Consider the following 23,391-nt stretch of genomic DNA (forward strand, 5'->3'; position numbering starts at 1 on the left):
TCCATGTCTTCGAGTGCCCACACAGATTGTCTGATAAATTGTTAAAGAGCAGTGCAACGCGGCTTTCGCTCACCGTTGCGAGGTCCCGTATAATACGTTTTCCTCATCCAGAGTCAAGCATTTATTTTCGCTTTTCTCTGGCAGAACTTCCGGAGAAGTTCCTGCTGACCCGGCGGCTTGCGTGCCGTTGTTCCGTGTCAGTGGAGGCGCATTATAGGGAGTTATTCCGGGCTGACAAGAGCTAATTTCAAAAAATCTTTCAAGCGTCTCTTTTTTGTGCAAACCCGCTGTCTGTTGCTAATTTTTCAAGCGATTTGAAGCCGTATCGCTGCAAAACGGGCATTAATTGCACAGCTTCCGGAGTCACTTCCATACAGTATGCGATATTTTCATCGGAGGATTTAGCATCGGGTGCGTCGTGCTCAAGAAGCCACGCCGTGCGACGGGCAATCGCCGCCCCCGAATCCACCAGCCGGGTTCCCTCCGGTAGCACCTGCAACAGCTCCTCCTGAAGGAGTGGAAAATGGGTGCAGCCGAGGACAACGGTATCCGGCGGCTCCGCCATCCGCAACCATGGGCGAAGAATACGACGCAGCCTGTCGAGGGAGACCGGTTCACCATGCAGCTTCGCCTCGGCCATTTCCACCAGCTCAGACGATCCCAGCAGCTCAAAGTGGCACTCATTAGCAAAGCGCTGAATAAGCTCATGTGTATAAGGGCGCTTTACCGTGCCGCGGGTTGCCAGCAGCCCAACGATGCGGTTGGCGGTTAAACGTGCCGCAGGCTTAATAGCAGGCACAACGCCCACGACAGGAAATCCGAACTTTTCGCGCAGGGCAGGAAGCGAGACGGTGCTGGCAGTATTACAGGCAATCACCGCCAGAGAGAGCGGATAGCGCGCCTGAACGGCGGTGACAATCTCTACCACCCGCTCAACGATAAACGCTTCTGACTTCTCTCCATATGGAAAGGCGACGTTATCGAACGCATAGATATAATGGAGATCCGGCAGGAGGCGCCGAATCTCATCATAGACCGATAGCCCACCGACGCCAGAGTCAAACACCAGCACGGTGGGTCTTGGATCAGAAGGTGTAGCTGCCAGAAACGGTGTATTCTCGTCCTGCAGTGTGATAGCCATAAACTGTCTCGTAATCTTTATCGAACAGGTTGGCTATTTTACCACGAACGGTGAACTGTGAGGTGATCGGATACGACACTGCTGCATCCCACAGACTGACACCGCCCATCTTCACGCGCTGGTAGGTGGTGTAGTCCGTATCGTAACGCGTGCCCAGGTAGTGATAGGTTACGCTCCAGTCCAGATCGTACACCTGCCAGTCGAGCTGATACTTCACCTGCTGCTTCGCACGACGTGCCAGCGGCTCGTCAGTGATTGCATTACGCGAGTCGACGTAGTCGTAGCTCACACTGTGTTCCAGCGGGCCGGTATCGAAGGATGCCGTCGCTTCCACGCCTTTAATACGCGCCTTACCCACGTTGTAGTACTTCATGAGGTGATCGTCATAGTCGATCAGGTTGTCTACGTCATTACGGTAGCCGGAGACGCGCCAGTTCACACCTGCCGTCAGGCCTTCAAAGGCCCCTTCCCACTGCTTGCTCTCTTCCGGGTTGAGATCGTCATTGCCGTAGAAGCCATACAGCTGGCCGAGGTTAGGTGCTTTATACGCCGTGCCATAGGAAGCGATAAAACGATAGCCTTCGATGAACTCCCAGCCCGCGCTGCTCTGCCAGGTGCCGTGACGGCCAAACTGCGAGCTGTCATCGCTACGCACCGCGCCTTCCAGCGTAAAGTCACCCAGCTGCTGCAGCCCGGTCAGGTAGACGCCGGTATTGCGCTGGTCATAGCCCTCCTCGACGTAGTTGGTTCCCGGTTCGGTGCTCTGCTTCTGCCAGTCGATGCCCGCACCAACGTTGCCCTGCCCGACGTCAACGGTATTCGCCCACTGCACATTATACTGTTTGATCTCATCCAGCGTGGCGTTGGAATCGTAGCGCCCCAGGTGCGGATCGTAGTTGAAGTCCTTGCTGTGGCCATAGCTGGTAAGCAACTGAGAGCGGAAGATATCGCCATTGAAGCGCAGACCCGCATCCCAGGTTTGGCTGTAGAGCTGACGCGTATCCACCAGCACGTCAGGCGTAAAGCTGCTGTAGTAGCCTTCATAGTCGGTACGGTTGTCATAGCCGTAGCCGCGCACGAAGCCGCTCCACTCTTCAGAGAAGCTATGCTCCAGCGCACCGTACAGCGTTTTGCTCATAAATCCGTCGCGATCGGGCTGCGCCAGGCCGCCGGTATTCCCTTCGGCACCGATATCAAAGCCTTTGGTATAGGTGTAGTCGCCCGCCAGCGTCACGCGGGTGTTGTCGCCCAGGTTCTGCTGCGTGCTGGCCTCATAGTTCTGGTAGCCTTTCGACCCAATGCCTGCCGACAGCGTCGTGCCGTTTTTCTCGCGCGTGGTGATGATGTTCACCACTCCGCCGATAGCATCGGAGCCATACACTGCCGAACGCGGACCGCGGATGTACTCGATGCGCTGCACCAGAGCCAACGGGAACTGACTAAGATCGGACGAACCGCTGACGCCTGCCTGGTTGAGTCTTACGCCGTCGACCAGAATCAGCACATGGCTGGAGTTAGTGCCGCGCACATACAGAGAAGAGATCTGCCCCATGCCGCCGTTTTGCGAGATATCTACGCCAGGCAGACGACGCATCACATCGGTTAAGGAGGTTGACTGCCAGCGATCGATATCCTGACGGGTGACAATGCTGACCGGAGCCAGCACCGTTTTTACCGGCTGCTGAAAACGGTTTGCGGTGATGACCAACGTGTCCGGATTGCTGTCCTGCGCCCAGCCGGAAAATGCCGTGACGGAGAGCGCCGTCATCAGCGAAGCTTTTTTTATCATTGTAAAAGCATCCATAATATAAGGAGGATGCCGCAGGCCCCATCAATAGCACGCGATGATATGAGCCAAGTGCGACGTATACCGGCAGGTCTTCGGGCTTGGAGATATTTCAGAGTGATGACTTCCCGCCTTGCAGCAGTGTCTGCTTTCGCTATCACCCCAACTCACCTTACCGCTGCGCGTCAGCCCCAGATTTTCACTGGATTCCCTTTTAACTCACAGGACCGGAGCGTGGATGCTACCTGTAGGTAGTTATAGATGTCCAGACTGCTAAGATAAGAAAACGCAAAACGTCGGGGCTGGACAATACGCGCACAATCCCTACAATCCCCGCGTAATCTATTTTCACTCAGGACGCATCATGACCCCCGAACACCTTCCGATAGAACAGTACGACGCTCAGCTGGCCGAAAAAGTGGTCCGTCTGCAAAAGATGATGACCCCATTTTCCGCGCCTGCGCCGGAGGTGTTTCGTTCTCCTGTCAGCCATTACCGGATGCGGGCCGAGTTTCGTGTCTGGCACGACGGAGATGACCTGTACCACATCATCTTCGATCAGCAGACCAAAAGCCGGATCCGCGTGGATAGTTTCCCAGCCGCCAGCGCCCTGATCAACCAGTTAATGACGGCAATAATGGACAGCGTGCGGAGCAATAATGTCCTGCGCCACAAGCTGTTCCAGATTGATTACCTGAGCACTCTGAGTAATCAAGCTATCGTGACCCTGCTGTACCATAAAAAGCTGGACGAGACGTGGCAGGCCGAGGCGCAGGCCTTGCGTGATGCACTGCAGGCGCAGGGTCTGAACGTGCACATTATTGGCCGGGCGACTAAGACCAAGGTTATGCTGGATCGGGACTACGTTGACGAGCGCCTGCCGGTGGCGGGCCGGGAGATGATTTATCGTCAGGTAGAGAACAGCTTCACCCAGCCTAATGCGGCGATGAACATTCAGATGCTGGAGTGGGCGTTGGACGTTACCGCAGGTTCAACCGGCGACCTGTTGGAGCTTTACTGCGGCAACGGCAACTTCTCCCTGGCGCTGGCGCGCAACTTCGATCGCGTGCTGGCGACCGAAATCGCTAAGCCGTCGGTAGCGGCGGCGCAGTACAACATTGCCGCCAACCAGATCGACAACGTGCAGATTATCCGTATGGCGGCGGAGGAGTTTACCCAGGCGATGAACGGGGTACGCGAGTTTAACCGCCTGCAGGGCGTCGATTTGAAAGGCTATCGCTGCGAGACGATTTTTGTCGATCCGCCGCGTAGCGGGCTGGATAGCGAAACGGAGAAGATGGTGCAGGCCTATCCGCGTATTCTGTACATCTCCTGCAACCCGGAGACGCTGTGCCAGAACCTCGAGACCTTCAGCCAGACGCATCAGGTTGAACGCCTGGCACTGTTCGATCAGTTCCCCTACACGCACCATATGGAGTGTGGGGTTCTGCTGACCAGAAAATAAACCTGCCACCCGTCGAAAACGCCGGATGGCGCTACGCTTATCCGGCCTACACTCTTATTTACTCTGTCAGCTCGTGCTTGCGGTTACGCAGGCGGTAGCCAATCCAGAATACCAGCACCACCGACAGCACGGCAGGGACAAAGTTAGAACCAATGGCCGGGTACTCGGCCCGTACTACTGCGCTGTAGAGCAGCACGCCTAAGATAAAGCAGGCGGCGGCCAGCGCTGGCAGCCCCAGCGGCATGGTGCGGTTTTGATAGCGCTGATGCAGACAGTAGACCGCCAGCACCAGTGAGATAACCGGGAACAGCGAGAACGGCACGATCGAGCTAAAAATCGCCGTAAACGTACCGTTAATGGATAAGCCAGCGATCAGCGCCAGCAGTAGCGTACCTTTATCTTGACCTGACTGTTTCATTACTCGTCCTTCACTCATCGGGTTGATGCGACATTCTTTCCTGCTCACGGCGATACCAGTAGTAAGCGCCCTTCGAAATCATCCTCAGTTGCAGCACCAGACGCTCTTCCAGCTGCCTGCGCTGCTCAGGACCGACATCCAGCGCTTCTGCGCCGGCGCTGAATACAATAGTGACCATCGCTTCGGCCTGTGCCTCGGTGAACGCCCGCGGCATATGGCTTTCGAGTTCGAGATAGTCGGCAAGTTCCGCAATAAAGTGCTGGATCTCACGGGCAACGGCGGCACGAAAGGCGCTGGAGGTGCCTGAACGTTCGCGCAGCAGCAGGCGAAACGCGTTAGGATTATTGCCGATAAACTCCATAAAGGTAGAGACGGAGGTGCGGATCACGCTCCCGCCCTTGGCAATACGCTGGCGCGCCTGGCGCATCAGCTGACGCAGCATCAGACCGCTCTCGTCAACCATTGTCAGGCCAAGCTCGTCCACATCGCGAAAATGGCGATAAAATGACGTTGGGGCAATTCCCGCCTCGCGCGCCACTTCGCGCAGGCTCAGGCTGGCAAAACTCCGCTCAGCGCTTAACTGACTAAATGCCGCTTCCACCAGCGAACGCCGGGTTCGTTCTTTTTGTTGCGCTCTAACGCCCATCACGATGTTTGAATCCTTCCAAAGGCCTGCTGGCACTATACCAGAGATAAGCTAATCGGTTTCCCTGGCTTTGTGAATGACTGTTTACATGCTGTTGCACCTTTAATGACGTTAATGCGTGCGCAAGCAGAATAAAAAAATAGTCCGGCAAAAAAACAGAGCGATAATTGGGTTATCCCCTTAACGATGTTACTATTATGTTGTTTTTATGTATAAGAACAGGTAAGCCCTACCATGCCACACACTTACGATTACGATGCAATAGTGATAGGTTCCGGTCCCGGTGGCGAAGGCGCTGCCATGGGGCTGGTTAAACAAAATGCCAGGGTCGCCGTCCTTGAGCGATACCATAACGTGGGCGGCGGATGCACCCACTGGGGCACCATCCCCTCAAAGGCGCTTCGCCACGCAGTCAGCCGTATTATCGAATTTAATCAAAATCCTCTCTACAGCGACCACTCCCGCCTTCTGCGTTCTTCCTTTGCCGACATCCTTAACCACGCCGACAGTGTGATCAACCAGCAGACGCGGATGCGTCAGGGATTTTACGAGCGTAACCGCTGTGAAATTTTGCAGGGCGACGCCCACTTTATTGATGCCCATACGCTGGCGCTGGAGTGCCATGACGGTACGGTAGAGACGCTGACGGCAGAGAAGTTTGTTATCGCCTGCGGCTCCCGCCCCTACCATCCGGCAGACGTCGATTTTGCCCATCCGCGCGTCTATGACAGCGACTCCATCCTTAGCATGCAGCATGAGCCACGCCATGTGATCATCTACGGCGCTGGGGTGATTGGCTGTGAATACGCCTCGATCTTCCGGGGAATGGATGTCAAAGTCGATCTGATCAACACCCGCGATCGCTTGCTGGCATTCCTCGATCAGGAGATGTCGGACTCGCTCTCTTACCACTTCTGGAACAACGGGGTGGTGATCCGCCACAACGAAGAGTACGAGCAGATTGAGGGGACGGACGACGGGGTGATTATGCACCTCAAGTCGGGCAAAAAGCTCAAGGCCGACTGCCTGCTCTATGCTAACGGACGCACCGGCAATACCGATAGCCTGCAGCTGGCAAACGTCGGGCTGGAAGCCGACGGGCGTGGACTGCTGAAGGTCAACAGCATGTACCAGACCGCACAGCCGCATATCTACGCCGTGGGCGACGTCATTGGCTATCCAAGCCTGGCTTCTGCCGCCTACGATCAGGGGCGCATTGCCGCTCAGGCAATGATTAAAGGCGAAGCGACGGCGCATCTGGTGGAAGATATCCCGACGGGGATCTACACCATTCCGGAGATCAGTTCGGTCGGTAAAACAGAGCAGCAGCTAACGGCAATGAAGGTGCCTTATGAAGTAGGTCGGGCGCAGTTCAAGCACCTGGCACGGGCGCAGATTGTGGGTATGAGCGTTGGGACGCTGAAGATCCTGTTCCACCGCGAGACGAAAGAGATTCTGGGGATCCACTGCTTTGGCGAGCGCGCGGCCGAAATTATTCATATCGGCCAGGCAATTATGGAGCAGAAAGGCGGCGGTAACACCATTGAATACTTCGTTAACACCACCTTTAACTACCCGACCATGGCAGAAGCCTACCGGGTAGCGGCGCTAAACGGCTTAAACCGCCTCTTTTAACGCCCTGTCGAAATGGCCATCCATCGTGGTACGGATGGCCTCAGCCAGCTGCTCATAGCGGCTGCGCAGTGGCGATCCCGGACGGTAGACCAGCCCGATAGTGCGCTTCGGCTCCGGCTTAATGCACGGCAGGTAGATTACTCCGTCGCGTTTGCGTTCAGACGGTACGGCCAGCGCAGGCAGAAGAGTAATGCCGCTACCGGCAGCGACCATATTACGCAGCGTTTCAAGGCTGGTGGCACGGAAATGCGTATCTTCGTCAGCGCCTGCTTCGAAGCAAAAGCCCATCGCCTGATCGCGCAGGCAGTGGCCATCCTCTAACATCAGCAGCTTTTCGCCTGCCAGATCGGCCATTGGGACACGATCGCGATTCGCCCACGGGTGATCTTCATAGATCGCCAGCATCATCGGCTCATCAAACAGCGGGACTTCGATAAAGGCTTCGCTCTCTTTCACCAGCGCCAGAATGGCACAGTCCAGCTTGCCGCTGTCCAGCTGGGCCAGCAGCTGTTGGGTCTGCGCTTCGTGCAGATACATCTCCAGCTTAGGGAAAGTTTGATGCAGCAGGGGAATAATCTGCGGCAGCAGGTAAGGCCCAACGGTCGGGATCAGGCCAATATGCAGCGGACCGGACATGGTCTCTCCCTGCTGGCTTGCCATCTCCTTGAGCACTTTGACCTCGCGCAACACGGTGCGCGCCTGATCCACCAGCAGCAGGCCGGCCTGGGTAAACAGCACCTTGCGGCTGGTACGCTCCAGCAGCATCACGCCCAGCTCATCTTCCAGCTTGCGGATCTGCCCGCTCAGGGTGGGCTGACTAACGTGGCAGGAGTCGGCTGCCCGGCGGAAATGACGGTGTTCGGCTAACGCTACCAGGTATTCAAGATCACGAATATTCATTATTCATCCTCCGACGCCACGATAGTTCATGGCGATAGATAGAATAGCAATCAATGATTATCCCTATCAAGCACTCTCTGACCCCGCATGCCATTTTTTGTATAAAAAAAAGCCGGGTTCAGGCCCGGCATCTCTTATATCAGTGCGATTAAATCAGGCGTGCTCTGGCGTCGCTGATGGCCTGCGCGACCTGCGTTGGCGATACACCACCCTTCGCCGCACGCTTATCCAGACAGGATTGCAGGGAGAGTATCGGATAGACATCGTCGCCGATCGCGCTGCTGAATTTTTGCAGATCGGCCAGGGCCAGATCCTCCAGCGGTTTACCCTGAGCAATGGCTTCCACCACCGCTTCACCGACAATATGGTGCGCTTCACGGAACGGCACGCCCTTCGCGACCAGATAGTCCGCCAGTTCGGTGGCGTTAGCGTAGCCCTGCTGCGCCGCTTCCTGGCAGCGCGGACGTTTCACCTGGATACCATCCAGCACCAGCGCAGCCATATGCAGGCAGTCCAGCCAGGTGTCGAGGGCATCGAATAGCCCCTCTTTGTCTTCCTGCATATCTTTGTTATAGGCCAGCGGCAGCCCTTTCAGGGTCATCATCATGCCGGTCAGCGCGCCCTGCACGCGGCCGCATTTACCCCGGATCAGCTCCAGCGCATCCGGGTTTTTCTTCTGCGGCATCAGGGACGAGCCGGAGGTGACGCGATCGGAGAGTTCAACAAAGCCCGCTTCACCGGTGTTAAAGAAGATCAGATCTTCGGCAAAGCGCGATAGATGCACCATGCCGATAGAGGCGTTAGAGAGCAGCTCTAACACGTGGTCGCGGTCGGATACGGTATCAAGGCTATTGCGGGTCGCACTGGCAAAGCCTAACCAGCCCGCCAGCTGCTCGCGATCGATCTCATAGGCCGTCCCCGCCAGCGCGCCGCAGCCCAGCGGGCTAACGTCCAGACGCTTCAGGGCATCCTGCAGGCGGCTTTCGTCACGGGTCAGCATCTCAACATAGGCCAGACACCAGTGAGCAAAGGTCACCGGCTGTGCGCGCTGCAGGTGGGTATAGCCCGGCATCACTGCGTCCTGGTTCGCCTGTGCGGTTTCGACCAGCGCGCTTTGCAGCTGACGGTTTGCCGCCAGCAGTTCGGCTACGGTGTCTTTACACCACAGCTTCAGATCGGTTGCCACCTGGTCGTTACGGCTGCGGCCGGTGTGCAGTTTTTTACCCAACGGACCAACCTTGTCGATCAGCTTGCCTTCCACCCAGCTATGGATGTCTTCGGCGTCGCTCTCGAGGATCTGCTCCGGGTTAAGACGCACCTCTTCCAGCAGGTTGTTCAGCGCCTCTTCTAACTGCGCTTGCTCATCGGCGGTCAGTACGCCCACCGTCACCAGCGCTTTGGACCAGGCCACAGAGCCGACGATATCCTGTTCGGCCAGGCGGTAGTCGAAGCGCAAAGAGTCATTGAACTGTTTGAACCGTTGATCCGCTGCCTGTGTAAAACGCCCACCCCAAAGTGCCATAACTCTCTTCCTTTATTCGTTTATTTCTGTCGGGTGGCGCTGCGCTTACCCGACCTACATTAATGCAAAAACGCTTACGCCAAAATACGTGTGCCAATCGGCGTGCCGTTGAACAGCGCCGGAAGCTGCTCCGCGTGACGCCAGGAGGCGATGTCCACCGGGCGGCCCAGCGTGCGGGCGGCGTCCAGCGCGGCGTTAACCTTAACGATCATGCCGTCAGTAATAATGCCCTGGGCGATCAGCTGCTCGGCTTTCGCCGCCGTCATCTCGGCGATGCGCTGGCCTTTACCGTCCAGAATACCGCTCACGTCGGAGAGCAGGATCAGATCTGCGCCGAGCGTTGCCGCCAGCGCCGTCGCCGCCTGATCGGCATTGACGTTCATCAGCAGGCCCTCTTCGGTTACGCCGATAGAGCTAACAACCGGCAGGAAACCGCCTGCCAGCAGCGTATTAATCAGCTCAGGTGAACCCGGCTGCGCCTGGCCCACGTGGCCCAGATCGTCATCGAGCTGGGTGACCGTCACGCTATCACCGTCGCCGAGGAACAGGCCAACCGAAGCGATCTTATGTTTCTTCGCCCAGGCCAGCAGCGTTTTGTTGGCGGTGCCCGCCAGCGCGCCGGTAATAATATCGATCTGATCGGCAGGCGTGACGCGCAGGCCATTTTTCTTGGTCACCGGCAGGTTAAGCTGCTTCATCAGCTCATCGACCACGCAGCCGCCACCGTGAACGATCACCAGCGGACGTTGATGTGATTCGCGATAGTTAACCAGGGCGGTAAACAGACGCGCCAGCGCTTCTTCGCTGTCCAGCAGTACACCACCGAGTTTGATAATTAATGGGTTCATCATCACACCTTAAATAAGAGACTGCGTTTCAGGATAGCCGAAACGAATATTTGCACACTGCATTGCCTGGGCGGCAGCGCCTTTGAGTAGGTTATCTTCTGCGGCGACGATAATCAGATGCTCATCCTGCACGGCAAAGCCAATATCGCAGAACGGCAGACCGACCACGTTTTTCAACGCCGGAACACCTTTGTCATAGAGACGCACCAGCGGCTTATCGGCATACGCCTGCAGGTAAGTGACCGCAACCTGCTCTTTTGTCACGCCCGGCTTCAGGCGGCAGGTGATGGTCTCAAGGATCCCGCGCGGGAAGCTGCCCAGATGCGGCGTAAAAATCACATCCGTACCCAGATGAGTCGTAATTTCAGGATGGTGGCGATGGTTAAAAATACCGTACGGCTGCAGGCTCACTTCGCAGAAGCTGTTTGAGATTGCCGCCTTGCGCCCGGCACCGCTGACGCCGCTGGTGGCGTTGATCACCGGCCACTGGTTGAGATCCAGCAGCCCGGCGTCGATCAGCGGCTTCAGCGACAGCTGCGCTGCCGTCGGGTAGCAGCCCGGTACGGCCACCAGCTGCGCCTCTTTCAGTTTGTCAGCACTCCACTCCGCCAGGCCATACACCGCCTGCTCAAGCAGCTGCGGATGCTGGTGGGTGAAGCCATAGAATTTTTCATAGAACGCAGCGTCGTTGACACGGAACGCGCCGGAGAGGTCGAACACCACGCAGCCTGCCGCCAAAAACTGCGGGGCCAGGTCGTGACTCACCTCGTGGGCAGTCGCCAGAAACACCACATCGACGCCCTCAACAAACTCGCTGATATCGGACATCGGCTGCAGGGGCAGATCGACAATGCCTTTCAGCTGCGGGTGCAGATCGGAGATTAATTTTCCTGCATCATTGCTTTGCGCTGACACGGTCAAAGCGGTTATGGTCATATGAGGATGGCGATTCACGTAGCTTACAAGCTCTGCGCCCGCATAACCGCTAGCGCCCACAATCAGCGTATTCAACATCGGGTTCCTTTATGCTCAACGTCAATGTATTTTTATTCACATTTACTGCATGAATATTGATACTATCACGACCTAAGGTGTGTCAACAATGAAAATGAATTTACCGCCATTTATCGAGATCTACCGCGCCCTGATAGCCACGCCGTCGATCAGCGCCACGGAAGAAGCGCTGGATCAGAGCAATGCGTCTTTAATCAATCTGCTGGGTGGGTGGTTTGGCGACCTCGGGTTTAACGTTGAGATCCAGCCGGTGCCAGACACGCGCAATAAATTCAATATGCTGGCCAGCATTGGCCAGGGCGCGGGCGGCCTGCTGCTGGCCGGACATACTGATACGGTGCCCTTTGACGATGGCCGCTGGACCCGCGACCCGTTCACTCTGACCGAGCATGAGAACAAGCTCTACGGCCTCGGGACGGCGGACATGAAGGGTTTCTTCGCCTTTATTCTTGATGCGCTGCGTGACGTGGATGTAACGAAGCTGAAAAAGCCGCTCTACATCCTCGCTACTGCCGACGAAGAGACCAGCATGGCGGGGGCACGCTACTTCTCTGAAAACACCTCGATTCGCCCGGACTGCGCCATTATCGGTGAACCGACCTCGTTGCAGCCGATCCGCGCCCACAAGGGCCACATTTCCACAGCGGTACGGGTGCTGGGCCAGTCGGGGCACTCCAGCGATCCGGCGCGCGGCGTCAACGCCATCGAGCTGATGCATGACGCCATTGGTCGCCTGATGCAGCTGCGCGACTCCCTGAAGGAGCGCTATCATTTTGAGGCCTTTACCGTACCCTATCCGACGCTGAACCTCGGCAGCCTGCACGGCGGCGATGCCTCCAACCGCATTTGCGCCTGCTGCGAGCTGCATATGGATATTCGTCCCCTGCCGGGCATGACGCTGAACGATCTCAACGGCCTGGTGAACGATGCGCTGGCCCCGGTAAGCGAGCGCTGGCCGGGGCGTCTGAACGTTGCCGAGCTGCATCCGCCAATCCCGGGCTACGAATGTCCGCCGGATCACCAGCTAGTGCAGGTGGTAGAGAAGCTGCTCGGCGCAAAAACTGACGTGGTGAACTACTGCACCGAAGCGCCGTTTATCCAGACGCTCTGCCCGACTCTGGTGCTCGGCCCTGGCTCCATTAATCAGGCCCACCAGCCGGATGAGTACCTGGAGACGCGCTTTATCAAGCCCACCCGGGAGCTGATTACCCAGGTCGTGCATCACTTTTGCTGGCACTGATGCCGCTGCCCTCTCCTGCGGGAGGGGGTACAAAAGTCGTAGTTAACATAAGTTCTACTTATCTGCTGTAAAGCGAATTAAATTTCGTAAATTACGCACGTTTATTCGGTTGCTGAACCGATTTCGCCGCAATTGACGCACGGGTTTTTACGTGGCTTTATAAAGAACAACTGAGAAAAATGTCCGGCAGATTTCAGATACAGGACATTTAAAATTGAGATGGGGTGTCTGGGTTAACATGAACGAACAATATTCCGCTTTGCGTAGTAATGTCAGTATGCTCGGCAAACTGCTGGGAGAAACCATTAAAGAAGCGCTGGGAGAGAACATTCTCGATCGCGTCGAAACGATCCGTAAGCTGTCTAAATCCTCACGCGCTGGCAACGAAGCCAACCGCCAGGAGCTGCTCACCACGCTGCAAACTCTGTCAAATGACGAGCTGCTGCCGGTCGCCCGCGCCTTTAGCCAGTTTCTGAATCTGGCGAATACCGCTGAGCAGTACCACAGTATTTCGCCGCAGGGCGAAGCGGCCAGCAACCCGGAAGTGATTGCCCGCACCCTCAGGAAGCTGAAGGAGCAACCCGATCTCAATGAAGCCACGATTAAAAAAGCGGTGGAGTCGCTGTCGCTGGAGCTGGTGCTGACCGCGCACCCGACAGAGATCACCCGCCGAACCCTGATCCACAAGATGGTCGAGGTCAACAACTGCCTCAAGCAGCTGGATAACAAAGAGATTGTCGATTATGAACGCAACCAGCTGATGCGCCGCCTGCGCCAGCTGATTGCCCAGTCCTGGCATACCGATGAGATCCGCAAGCATCGCCCCAGCCCGGTTGACGAAGCCAAATGGGGCTTTGCGGTGGTGGAAAATAGCCTCTGGGAGGGCGTGCCGAACTACCTGCGCGAGCTGAACGAGCAGCTGGACGAGAACCTTGGCTATAAGCTGCCGGTGGATTTTGTCCCGGTGCGCTTTACCTCCTGGATGGGCGGTGACCGCGACGGCAACCCGAACGTCACCGCGGAGATCACCCGCCACGTGCTGCTGCTGAGCCGCTGGAAAGCCACCGATCTGTTCCTGAAGGATATTCAGGTGCTCATTTCTGAGCTGTCGATGGTGGAGTGTACCGACGAGCTGAGCGAGCTGGTTGGCGAGGCGGGTGCAAGCGAGCCGTATCGCTATCTGATGAAGGGCCTGCGCGGCCAGCTGATGGCGACCCAGACCTGGCTGGAGGCGCGCCTGAAGGGCCAGCGCTTGCCGAAACCGGCTGGCCTGATCAGCCAGAATGAGCAGCTGTGGGAGCCGCTCTATGCCTGCTATAAATCACTCCAGGCCTGCGGGATGGGCATCATCGCCAACGGCGAGCTACTGGATACCCTGCGCCGCGTGAAGTGCTTTGGCGTGCCGCTGGTGCGTATCGATGTCCGTCAGGAGAGCACTCGCCATACCGAAGCGCTGGGTGAGCTGACCCGCTATCTCGGCATTGGCGACTACGAAAGCTGGTCTGAAGCCGACAAGCAGGCGTTCCTGATCCGCGAGCTGAACTCTAAGCGTCCCCTGCTGCCACGCAGCTGGGAGCCAAGCAACGAAACCCGCGAAGTGTTTAACACCTGTAAAGCGATCGTTGATGCGCCGCAAGGCTCCGTTGCCGCCTATGTCATCTCAATGGCGAAAACCCCATCCGACGTACTGGCCGTTCACCTGCTGCTGAAAGAGGCCGGGATCACCTTTGCCCTGCCAGTTGCGCCACTGTTTGAAACCCTCGACGACCTGAACAACGCCAACGACGTAATGACCCAGCTGCTGAATATCGACTGGTATCGCGGCTTTATTCAAGGCAAACAGATGGTCATGATCGGCTATTCCGACTCGGCAAAAGACGCTGGCGTGATGGCTGCCTCCTGGGCGCAGTATCAGGCGCAGGACACGCTGATCAAGACCTGTGAGAAAGCGGGCATTGAGCTGACGCTGTTCCACGGTCGCGGCGGCTCTATTGGCCGCGGCGGTGCCCCGGCTCACGCGGCACTGCTCTCTCAGCCGCCGGGCAGCCTGAAAGGCGGCCTGCGCGTCACGGAACAGGGCGAGATGATCCGCTTCAAGTACGGTCTGCCGGAAATCACCGTTAGCAGCCTGTCGCTCTACACCAGCGCCATTCTGGAAGCCAACCTGCTACCGCCACCGGAGCCGAAAGAGGAGTGGCGTCATATCATGGACGAGCTGTCGGATATCTCCTGTGAGATGTATCGCGGCTACGTACGTGAAAATGAAGATTTCGTTCCCTACTTCCGTTCCGCAACGCCGGAGCAGGAGCTGGGCAAGCTGCCGCTCGGCTCGCGTCCGGCGAAGCGCCGTGCCACCGGCGGCGTTGAATCTTTACGCGCTATTCCGTGGATCTTTGCCTGGACGCAGAACCGCCTGATGCTGCCTGCCTGGTTAGGCGCGGGCGCGGCGCTGCAAAAGGTGATGAAAGAGGGCAAACAGAGCGATCTGGAGACCATGTGCCGCGACTGGCCGTTCTTCTCCACCCGTCTGGGGATGCTGGAGATGGTGTTCGCCAAAGCCGACCTCTGGCTGGCTGACTACTACGACCGCCGCCTGGTTAAACAGGAGCTGTGGCCGCTGGGTAGCGAGCTGCGTCAGCTGCTGGAGGATGACATCAAGGCGGTGCTGGCCATCGCCAACGACTCACATCTGATGGCCGATCTGCCGTGGATTGCGGAGTCTATCCAGCTGCGTAACATCTACACCGATCCGCTCAACGTGCTACAGGCCGAGCTGCTGCACCGCTCGCGCCAGGCGGAGGAGGAAGGCAAAGAGCCGGATCCCCGCGTGGAGCAGGCGCTGATGGTAACTATCGCCGGCGTTGCGGCCGGTATGCGTAACACCGGTTAATCTCGCCCTTCCCCGCTTCCCCCGCAATCGGACGGGGGAAGCGGCTATTTTCATTATCCCCCGTCTCGTTAAGGTTAACTTAAGCAACGCTGCTTAATCTTTGCGCGCTACTCCAGCGACTTTGATAAGGCACGTTTTTGTTATGCTCTCTACATCTTCCCCGGCGAAGGCCGCTTTTAGCTGGAAGGCCTTACTGTGGGCCTTGCTCTACGTCTGTTACTTCTCTTCTGTTCTCCAGGTAGCCATTATTATTACCGGCTACAGCGGCTCCGTTGGCCTGCGCGACTCCCTGCTCTTTAGCTCTCTTTGGCTTATTCCACTGCTGCTTTTTCCTCGGCAGATCCGCACGACGGCGGCCGTGATTGGCGTCATTTTATGGCTTCCTTCGCTCGCTGCGCTGGGCTATTACGTTATTTATGGGCAGGAGTTCTCCCAGAGCGTTCTGTACGTCATGTTTGAGTCCAACACCAGCGAGGCCAGCGAATTTCTGAGCCAGTACTTTAGCCTGAAGCTGGTGCTGGTGGCGCTGGGCTATACGGCGGTAGCGATTTTGCTGTGGACGCGCCTGCGCCCGGTCACGGTTCCCACGCCCTGGCGCTGGCTGGTCTGCGTCGCCATGCTCTACGGGCTGATCGTTAACCCAATCGCGCATAAGGTGCTGGTTCAGAAGAAGAGCGTTAAACGCGCGCTGATTAGCCTCTCTGGCCGCCTTGAACCCGCGGCCCCGTGGCAGTTTGTGGCAGGCTACGTCGAGTATCGCCACCAGCTAGCAAGCCTGACCAAACTGCTGAACAGCAACAATGCCCTGCCGCCGCTGGCGAACCTGCAGGACAGCTCTGGCAGCGCGCCGCGCACGCTGGTACTGGTAATTGGCGAGTCAACGCAGCGTAACCATATGAGTCTCTACGGCTATCCGCGTGAAACCACGCCGGAGCTGGATAAGCTGCATAAAACCGACAAAAATCTGACGGTCTTCAATCACGTGGTGACGTCCCGCCCCTACACCATTGAAATTTTGCAGCAGGCGCTGACCTTTGCCGACGAGAAAAACCCAGATCTCTACCTGACCAAACCATCGTTGATGAACATGATGAAGCAGGCCGGGTACAAGACGTTCTGGATCACCAACCAGCAGACCATGACTGAACGCAACACCATGCTGACGGTGTTCTCACAGCAGACGGACAAGCAGTTCTATATGAACCAGCAGCGCACCCAGAGCGCGCGCGAGTATGACACTAACGTGCTGGAGCCATTTAAACAGGTGCTGGCCGATCCTGCCCCGAAGAAGTTCATCATCGTGCATCTGCTGGGTACCCATATCAAATACGCGTACCGCTATCCGGAACAGTGGAACATCTTTGATGGTAAAAGCGAGGGCGCTCCGGCGGGCCTGAGTCCAGAGCAGCTGGCATCCTATAACGCCTACGACAACGCTAACCGCTTTAATGACCACGTGCTGGCCAGCCTAATCGACGATTATAAAGCCACCGATCCCAACGGCTTCCTGCTCTACTTCTCCGATCACGGTGAAGAGGTTTACGATACGCCGCCGCATAACATGCAGGGACGTAATGAAGAGGCCCCGACGCGCCATATGTACACCATTCCGTTTATTCTTTGGACCTCACCGTCCTGGCAGGAAACCCACCCGCGCGATCTGGCCGCCGACGTTGACCGTAAGTACAGCAGCTCGCAGCTGATCCACACCTGGTCCGATCTGGCAGGGCTACGCTACGACGGCTTTGATCCGACCCGGTCGATCGCCAGCCCGCAGTTTGTACAGGCCACGCGCTGGATTGGTAATCCGTACAAGAAAAACGCCCTGCACGACTATGACGCGTTGCCGTTAAATGTCACGCATTAAACAGAGCAGATCTGCCGGGTGGCGCTACGCTTACCCGGCCTACACAACCCGTAGGCCCGTGCCAGCGTAGCGCCGCCGGGCAAAAAAATCCCCGCAAAAGCGGGGATTTTCATATTTTAGCGTTTAGCGCAGATCGAAGCGGTCGAGATTCATCACCTTCACCCAGGCAGCAACGAAGGTCTTCACAAACCGCTCGTGGCCATCGTTGCTGGCATACACTTCCGCCAGCGCTCGCAGAATGGAGTTAGAACCAAACACCAGGTCAGCGCGGGTGGCGGTATGCTTCACCTCGCCGCTCAGGCGATCGCGCCCCTCAAACAGCTCAGCGCTATCATCGGTCGCCTTCCACTCGGTGCGCATATCAAGCAGATTAACAAAGAAGTCATTGCTGAGTACGCCCACGCGCTGGGTAAAGATGCCGTGCTGGCTGCCGTCGAAGTTAGCCCCCAGCACACGCAGGCCGCCTACCAGCGCCGTCAGCTCCGGCGCGGTCAGCGTTAGCTGCTGCGCTTTATCAATCAGCAGCGACTCCGTGGTCGAGGTGTCAAGCGCCGTGCGGTAGTTACGGAAACCGTCGGCAATCGGGTTCATCAGTTCAAACATATCGATATCGGTCTGATCCTGGCGAGCATCCACGCGACCCGGTGCGAACGGAACGTCAATAGCAACGCCTGCCTCTTTTGCCGCCAGCTCAACGCCGACTACCCCAGCCAGAACAATAATATCCGCCAGCGACGCCTTGTTTGCCGTACGCTGAATCGCCTCCAGTACCGGCAGAACACGGGCCGCCGTTGCGTTGACCTCCCACTCACGCTGAGGAGCCAGCGCCAGACGCGCACCGTTCGCACCGCCACGCTTATCGCCACCGCGGAAGGTAGAGGCAGAAGCCCAGGCAACCGACACCAGCTCGCTTACGGAAAGCCCAGAGGCGGCAATCTCGGCCTTCAGGCTGGCAATGTCTTCCGGAGATGGATTGAAAATTGCCTGCGGCAGCGGGTCCTGCCAGATCAGTTCTTCTTTCGGCACTTCCGGGCCGATGTAACGCGCTTTCGGTCCCATATCTCGGTGCGTCAGCTTGAACCAGGCCCGGGCAAAGGCCTCGTTGAAGGCCTGCGGATCGTTCAGGAAGCGACGGGAAATCTTCTCGAACTCCGGATCGAAACGCAGCGTTAGATCGGTGACCAGCATGGTGGGCTTACGCTTTTTCGCCGGGTCAAAGGGATCGGGAATGATTTCCGGGGCATCAACCGCTTCAAACTGGATCGCGCCCGCCGGGCTGCGGGTCTGTACCCACTCGTATTTAAACAGGTTCTCAAAGAAGTAGTTGCTCCACTGGGTTGGCGTCTGCGACCAGACCACTTCCAGCCCGGAGGTGATGGCATCCGCCCCGCTGCCGCTGCCGTAGCTGCTGCTCCAGCCCAGGCCCTGCGCTTCAATAGGCGCGGCCTCAGGATCGACATCAACGTGCGTTGCCGCCGCTGCGCCGTGAGTTTTGCCCAGCGTGTGGCCACCCGCGATTAACGCCACGGTCTCTTCGTCGTTCATCCCCATGTTGCCGAAGGTAGCACGAATGGCGGCGGCAGCAGAGATTGGCTCACCGCTATGGTCCGGGCCTTCCGGGTTAACGTAGATCAGACCCATCTCGGTTGCGCCCAGCGGCGCTTTTGCCAGTGCTTCAGGATGGCGATGCTTGAGCCAGGTTTTTTCGTCGCCCCAGTTAACGTCCAGATCCGGCTCCCAGACGTCTTCACGCCCGGCACCGAAACCAAAGGTGCGGAAGCCAGAGTTCTCCAGCGCCACGTTACCGGCGAGGATAAAGAGGTCGGCCCAGGAGATCTTCTGGCCATACTTCTGCTTAATCGGCCACAGCAGGCGACGAGCCTTGTCCAGGCTAACGTTATCCGGCCAGGAGTTAAGAGGAGCAAAACGCTGCTGCCCCCGGCCTGCGCCGCCGCGACCATCGATAGAGCGGTAGGTGCCTGCGCTGTGCCATGCCATACGAATAAACAGGCCAACGTAGCTACCCCAGTCCGCAGGCCACCACGGCTGTGAATCGGTCAGTAGCGCTTTGAGATCGCCTTTCAGCGCGGAGTAGTCGAGTTTGCTGAACTCGCTGCGGTAGTCAAAGTCTTCGCCCAGCGGATTTGAGCGGTTTGAGTGCTGATTCAGCAGGTCAACGCGAAGCTGTTTCGGCCACCAGTCGCGGCTGGTTGTTCCCGCCCCGGCGCTCCGATCGGCGCCCCCCTGGTGAAACGGACATTTGCCTGTGGAAAGTGTGTTATGGATATCGTCTGATGCGCTCATCTATCTGCTCCCAATATGGTGTTACCGTTACGATATACACCACTCTTAATAAGAGATAGTTGAATCCATCCACAGATTTAATAGTTAAATCCGACTGTTTTTATTAGTAATTAAGTGGCAGATATGGATGCTGACAATGACATTCATCATTCATATCGATTGGACAATAAAAAACCGCCGAAGCGGTTTTTACAGGCCTGGACGTACGCCTAGCGTATGGCAAATAGCGTAGCTCATTTCAGCGCGGTTTAGGGTATAGAAGTGGAAGTCCTTCACCCCTTCGCGGCTGAGGATCTTCACCATATCCATAGCGATGCTTGCCCCTACCAGCTTGCGGGTTTCGGCATCGTCATCGAGGCCGTTAAACATCTGCGCCATCCATGCCGGAATACGTACATTGGTCATGTCGGCAAACTTCTTCGCCTGCTTAAAGTTAGAAACCGGCAGAATGCCTGGGATAATTTCCACGTCAATGCCGGTTGCCGCGCAGCGATCACGAAAGCGCAGGTAGCTTTCCACGTCGAAGAAAAACTGAGTGATCGCCCGATTCGCCCCGGCGTCAATTTTACGCTTCAGGTTGAGCAGATCCGCCTGGGCGCTTTTCGCTTCTGGATGTACTTCCGGGTAGGCCGCCACGGAGATATCGAAATCGGCGACCTCTTTTAACAGGCCCACCAGATCGGCGGCGTACATATCTGGTTTGCCACCGTTTGGCGGTAGATCGCCGCGCAGGGCGACGATATGGCGAATGCCGTTGTTCCAGTAGTCCTGGGCGATAGCGCGGAGTTCGTTGCGGGTCGCGTCGATACAGGTCAGATGCGGCGCGGCCTCAAGCCCGGTCCGATCCTTAATACCTTTGATAATGCTGTGCGTGCGGTCGCGCTCGCCGGAGTTGGCACCGTAGGTCACCGAGACAAACTTCGGCTTCAAGCTGCTTAAGCGATCGATGGAGTGCCATAAGGTCTGTTCCATTTCACTGGTGCGCGGCGGGAAAAATTCAAAGGATACGTTAATCTGCCCCTGCACTTCTGCCAGGCTCTGATTCAGGGCTTCCCGCTGGTTGGCGTGAAAAAAGCTCATACCTTACCTCATCAATCGCGTGTCTTGGTTGTTGTCGTGTGAACTTCTATACGTTTAGACGTCCAGATGCCAAAATGACGTAAAAGCGGGATAACGTCAACAGAAATATCGCGGTTAGAGATGAGGAATATGCAGGGAAGATGAAAAAAGTTCATGTCAGGCAGAAAGCCCCTCTCCTGGCAGAGAGGGGTTAATCATAAACTACAGCAGCTGCGCCAGACGGTTGATGTCCGACTGAATAGCGCCTGCGGTGACGTCGCGACCCGCACCCGGTCCACGGATCACCAGCGGGTTGTCGCGGTACCAGCGGCTCTCGATGGCAAAGACGTTGTCACACGGCAGCAGGGCCGCCAGCGGGTGCTCGGGACGCACCGCCTCTACGCCAACACGCGCTTTTCCGTTGGCGTCAAAGCGCGCCACGTAACGCAGCACCAGGCCCATCTCCCGTGCCGCTTCCAGACGCTGCACCATCTGCTCGTTCAGCACGTCACCATTTTCAAAGAAGTGATCCACCGACCCCTCTTCGCATCCAGCGGGCACCAGCGACTCAACGCGCACCTGGTCCGGCTCAATGTCGTACCCCGCCTCACGAGCGAGGATCACCAGTTTGCGCATCACATCCTTGCCGGAGAGATCGACACGCGGATCCGGCTCGGTTAGCCCCTGCTGCCAGGCCTGATCGACCAGGTCGGTGAAGGGTACGGTGCCATCAAATTGTAAGAACAGCCAGGAGAGCGTTCCAGAGAAGATGCCGCTGAGAGAGAGAATCGAATCACCGCTATCGATAAGATCGCGTACGGTGTGGTTCACCGGCAGGCCCGCGCCCACGGTGGCGTTATAGAGCCAGCGACGGCCCGTTTTCTCGAAGGCATCGTGGATCTGGCGATACTTATCGCTGGTGCTTGCCCCGGCCAGCTTGTTGGCGCTGATGACGTGAAAACCGTGGCTGGCAAAGTCGAGGTACTGATCGGCCAGTTGCTCACTGGCGGTGACGTCCAGCACCACCAGATCGTCATAGGGGTGCGCGCGCATCCACAGGAAGAGAGAGTCATCCTCGTGCGCCACCGCCTCGTCATTAAAGAAAGCCAGCGCGCGGCTCGCATCCAGTCCATCATAGCTCAGCAGGCTGCGGCGGCTGTCCACCACGCCCGCCAGGACAAACTCAAAACCGGTGCGGGCAGAGAGCGCGCTCTGCTCACGGGCAAACAGCTCCAGCCAGCGCGAACCAATATTGCCCTTGCCGAACAGCACCAGGCCAATGCGCTTCTCGGCGCGGAACAACGACTGGTGCAGGCCCTGGATCAGGCTTTCGGTGGGGCCAACGCGCAGCACTGCCACCAGGCTAATGCTGTCGTCGGACTGCCAGATAAACTCCACTGGCTGACCCTTCAGCTGCTGCCAGAAGCGGTGGCTGTGCAGCGGGTTACGGCATACGCCCGCACCAACCAGCGCCACCAGCGCCAATCCCTCACGCAGGCGCAGCTCGCCCGGTAGCCCGGCTTCGTCGAGCAGTTTCAGCGCGCTATCAACCACTTCCGAGGTGTAGCAGAGCTGGAGCAGATTGCGGTCGGTATGCACGCCTACTGCCAGCGGACGCAGCTGGGCGCGCTTCAGGATCAGGTCGATCTCTTTATGTGCCAGCTTAAAGTCCTGGCTCGGCGGAACCTGAAACTCAATCAGGCAGACATCATCATGGCTGGTAACGATGCGCGCGCCCGTCCCGGAAGCCAGCACGCGCTCAATGCGGGTAGAGCCTTGTTCCGGGTTGTAGCTACAGCGCAGCTGAAGATCGATATCGCTGCCGGAGACCGGCTGGAGCGTGCGGGCATGGAGTACCGGTGCGGCCAGGCGGGCCAGCTCGCTGGCCTCGTCCAGACGCAGCAGCGGCAGCAGGCAGGCGTCTTTAACCTTACGCGGGTCGGCGCTGTAGACCCCGGCCACGTCGCTCCAGATAGTCACGCGGGAGACGCCGCCCAGCGCGCCAATCTGCGTCGCCGAGTAGTCGGAGCCGTTACGGCCCAGCAGCACGGTTTCGCCCGCATCGTTGCGGCAGATAAAGCCGGTCACCACCAGCCGTTTGCCAGGGTGCTGCACCATCAACTGTTGCAGCAGCGGATAAGAGAGGCCTTCGTTCACCTGCGGCTGGGCGGAGCGCTCGGCGCGCAGAAACTCTCGCGCATCCAACCAGGCGGCATTCAGCCCCTGCTGATTAAGCACGGCGGACATCAGGCGTGCGGACCAGATCTCGCCGTGCCCCACGACCTCGGCATAGACCGCATCGGTAATACCGCCGTCAAGCAGGCCTGCAAGACGCTCCAGATCGTGGATAAACTCGCTTATCAGCCCATCCGCCTGCTCCGGCGGCAGCAGGCCACCGATCAGCTCGGACTGGTAGCGGCGCAGCGCCTGTTGAACCTGATGCGCAGAGAGCCTGTCGGTCTGGCTGAGCTTCAGCCAGCTGATCAACTGGTTGGTGGTGCTGCCGGCGGCCGAGACCACCATCATATCGCCAGGCTGCGAATACTCCGCCATGATACCGGCGACACGCAGGTAACACTTCACATCCGCCAGACTACTACCACCAAACTTATGCAGTTGACGACCCTTCGCCCCTGCCTGCGCAATCACACTCATG

Annotated in this window: 16 protein-coding genes and 1 riboswitch; of the genes, 5 read left to right on the forward strand and 11 right to left on the reverse strand. The window is 57.6% G+C overall.

The window, feature by feature from the left end; all coding sequences use genetic code 11:
* Nucleotides 1–259: 259 nt before the first annotated feature.
* Nucleotides 260–1,141, reverse strand: coding sequence for a glutamate racemase (gene murI / locus RTN40_RS18455; RefSeq protein WP_312229744.1), 882 nt, complete (start codon nt 1,139–1,141; stop codon nt 260–262).
* The gene (gene btuB / locus RTN40_RS18460; RefSeq protein ID WP_312229745.1) at nt 1,086–2,930 is read right to left on the reverse strand and encodes a TonB-dependent vitamin B12 receptor BtuB; all 1,845 of its coding nucleotides are present in this window, start codon (nt 2,928–2,930) and stop codon (nt 1,086–1,088) included. The genes murI and btuB overlap by 56 nt, the downstream gene beginning before the upstream one ends.
* A gap of 65 nt (nt 2,931–2,995) precedes the next feature.
* Nucleotides 2,996–3,174: riboswitch (cobalamin riboswitch) on the reverse strand.
* 117 nt (nt 3,175–3,291) lie between these two features.
* Here btuB and trmA point away from each other — a divergent pair.
* Nucleotides 3,292–4,392 carry a tRNA (uridine(54)-C5)-methyltransferase TrmA gene (gene trmA, locus RTN40_RS18465; RefSeq protein ID WP_312229746.1) on the forward strand — a complete coding sequence of 367 codons (1,101 nt, stop codon included), beginning with the start codon at nt 3,292–3,294 and terminating at the stop codon, nt 4,390–4,392.
* Between the two features lie 58 nt (nt 4,393–4,450).
* Here the strand turns inward: trmA and RTN40_RS18470 are convergent, their stop codons facing one another.
* A complete protein-coding gene (locus tag RTN40_RS18470; protein ID WP_103821649.1) occupies nt 4,451–4,810 on the reverse strand; it encodes a YijD family membrane protein in 360 nt (119 codons plus the stop codon).
* 10 nt (nt 4,811–4,820) lie between these two features.
* Nucleotides 4,821–5,459, reverse strand: a complete 639-nt coding sequence (fabR, locus tag RTN40_RS18475; RefSeq protein ID WP_268106387.1) for an HTH-type transcriptional repressor FabR — start codon at nt 5,457–5,459, stop codon at nt 4,821–4,823.
* Nucleotides 5,460–5,690: 231 nt separating this feature from the next.
* Between fabR and sthA the strand changes: the two genes are divergently transcribed.
* Nucleotides 5,691–7,091, forward strand: coding sequence for a Si-specific NAD(P)(+) transhydrogenase (gene sthA, locus RTN40_RS18480; protein WP_312229747.1), 1,401 nt, complete (start codon nt 5,691–5,693; stop codon nt 7,089–7,091).
* Here the strand turns inward: sthA and oxyR are convergent.
* The 4 genes from oxyR to argC all read right to left on the reverse strand — a co-directional run bounded on the left by oxyR (nt 7,074) and on the right by argC (nt 11,375).
* The gene (gene oxyR / locus RTN40_RS18485; protein WP_103821652.1) at nt 7,074–7,991 is read right to left on the reverse strand and encodes a DNA-binding transcriptional regulator OxyR; all 918 of its coding nucleotides are present in this window, start codon (nt 7,989–7,991) and stop codon (nt 7,074–7,076) included. The two genes, sthA and oxyR, sit on opposite strands and share 18 nt — an antisense overlap.
* 148 nt (nt 7,992–8,139) lie before the next feature.
* Nucleotides 8,140–9,513: an argininosuccinate lyase gene (gene argH, locus RTN40_RS18490; protein WP_312229748.1), complete on the reverse strand. Its 1,374-nt coding sequence runs from the start codon at nt 9,511–9,513 to the stop codon at nt 8,140–8,142.
* Nucleotides 9,514–9,587: 74 nt separating this feature from the next.
* A complete protein-coding gene (gene argB, locus RTN40_RS18495) occupies nt 9,588–10,364 on the reverse strand; it encodes an acetylglutamate kinase (RefSeq protein WP_312229749.1) in 777 nt (258 codons plus the stop codon).
* 6 nt (nt 10,365–10,370) lie between these two features.
* Nucleotides 10,371–11,375 carry an N-acetyl-gamma-glutamyl-phosphate reductase gene (gene argC / locus RTN40_RS18500; protein WP_312229750.1) on the reverse strand — a complete coding sequence of 335 codons (1,005 nt, stop codon included), beginning with the start codon at nt 11,373–11,375 and terminating at the stop codon, nt 10,371–10,373.
* Nucleotides 11,376–11,463: 88 nt separating this feature from the next.
* Between argC and argE the strand changes: the two genes are divergently transcribed.
* From argE to RTN40_RS18515, 3 genes are all read left to right on the forward strand, one after another.
* Nucleotides 11,464–12,615, forward strand: coding sequence for an acetylornithine deacetylase (argE, locus tag RTN40_RS18505; RefSeq protein ID WP_312229751.1), 1,152 nt, complete (start codon nt 11,464–11,466; stop codon nt 12,613–12,615).
* Between the two features lie 238 nt (nt 12,616–12,853).
* Nucleotides 12,854–15,505, forward strand: coding sequence for a phosphoenolpyruvate carboxylase (gene ppc, locus RTN40_RS18510; protein WP_312229752.1), 2,652 nt, complete (start codon nt 12,854–12,856; stop codon nt 15,503–15,505).
* 142 nt (nt 15,506–15,647) lie between these two features.
* Nucleotides 15,648–17,372, forward strand: a complete 1,725-nt coding sequence (locus RTN40_RS18515; protein ID WP_312229753.1) for a phosphoethanolamine transferase CptA — start codon at nt 15,648–15,650, stop codon at nt 17,370–17,372.
* 123 nt (nt 17,373–17,495) lie between these two features.
* Here the strand turns inward: RTN40_RS18515 and katG are convergent, their stop codons facing one another.
* The 3 genes from katG to RTN40_RS18530 form a co-directional block, all read right to left on the reverse strand.
* Nucleotides 17,496–19,676: a catalase/peroxidase HPI gene (katG, locus tag RTN40_RS18520; protein WP_312229754.1), complete on the reverse strand. Its 2,181-nt coding sequence runs from the start codon at nt 19,674–19,676 to the stop codon at nt 17,496–17,498.
* 189 nt (nt 19,677–19,865) lie between these two features.
* A complete protein-coding gene (metF, locus tag RTN40_RS18525; protein ID WP_312229755.1) occupies nt 19,866–20,756 on the reverse strand; it encodes a methylenetetrahydrofolate reductase in 891 nt (296 codons plus the stop codon).
* Between the two features lie 201 nt (nt 20,757–20,957).
* Entirely contained in the window at nt 20,958–23,390 is a 2,433-nt protein-coding gene (locus RTN40_RS18530; RefSeq protein ID WP_312229756.1) for a bifunctional aspartate kinase/homoserine dehydrogenase II, read from the reverse strand.
* Between the last annotated feature and the right edge of the window lies 1 nt (nt 23,391).

This window comes from Pseudescherichia sp. (assembly GCF_031987975.1).
In the GTDB taxonomy this organism is placed as follows: Bacteria; Pseudomonadota; Gammaproteobacteria; order Enterobacterales; family Enterobacteriaceae; genus Pseudescherichia.

Bases quoted from the DNA above. Each gene is read 5' to 3' on its own strand.
- murI (WP_312229744.1), bottom strand. From the start codon at position 1,141: ATGGCTATCACACTGCAGGACGAGAATACACCGTTTCTGGCAGCTACA.
- btuB (WP_312229745.1), bottom strand. From the start codon at position 2,930: ATGATAAAAAAAGCTTCGCTGATGACGGCGCTCTCCGTCACGGCATTT.
- trmA (WP_312229746.1), top strand. From the start codon at position 3,292: ATGACCCCCGAACACCTTCCGATAGAACAGTACGACGCTCAGCTGGCC.
- RTN40_RS18470 (WP_103821649.1), bottom strand. From the start codon at position 4,810: ATGAAACAGTCAGGTCAAGATAAAGGTACGCTACTGCTGGCGCTGATC.
- sthA (WP_312229747.1), top strand. From the start codon at position 5,691: ATGCCACACACTTACGATTACGATGCAATAGTGATAGGTTCCGGTCCC.
- oxyR (WP_103821652.1), bottom strand. From the start codon at position 7,991: ATGAATATTCGTGATCTTGAATACCTGGTAGCGTTAGCCGAACACCGT.
- argH (WP_312229748.1), bottom strand. From the start codon at position 9,513: ATGGCACTTTGGGGTGGGCGTTTTACACAGGCAGCGGATCAACGGTTC.
- argB (WP_312229749.1), bottom strand. From the start codon at position 10,364: ATGATGAACCCATTAATTATCAAACTCGGTGGTGTACTGCTGGACAGC.
- argC (WP_312229750.1), bottom strand. From the start codon at position 11,375: ATGTTGAATACGCTGATTGTGGGCGCTAGCGGTTATGCGGGCGCAGAG.
- argE (WP_312229751.1), top strand. From the start codon at position 11,464: ATGAAAATGAATTTACCGCCATTTATCGAGATCTACCGCGCCCTGATA.
- ppc (WP_312229752.1), top strand. From the start codon at position 12,854: ATGAACGAACAATATTCCGCTTTGCGTAGTAATGTCAGTATGCTCGGC.
- RTN40_RS18515 (WP_312229753.1), top strand. From the start codon at position 15,648: ATGCTCTCTACATCTTCCCCGGCGAAGGCCGCTTTTAGCTGGAAGGCC.
- katG (WP_312229754.1), bottom strand. From the start codon at position 19,676: ATGAGCGCATCAGACGATATCCATAACACACTTTCCACAGGCAAATGT.
- metF (WP_312229755.1), bottom strand. From the start codon at position 20,756: ATGAGCTTTTTTCACGCCAACCAGCGGGAAGCCCTGAATCAGAGCCTG.
- RTN40_RS18530 (WP_312229756.1), bottom strand. From the start codon at position 23,390: ATGAGTGTGATTGCGCAGGCAGGGGCGAAGGGTCGTCAACTGCATAAG.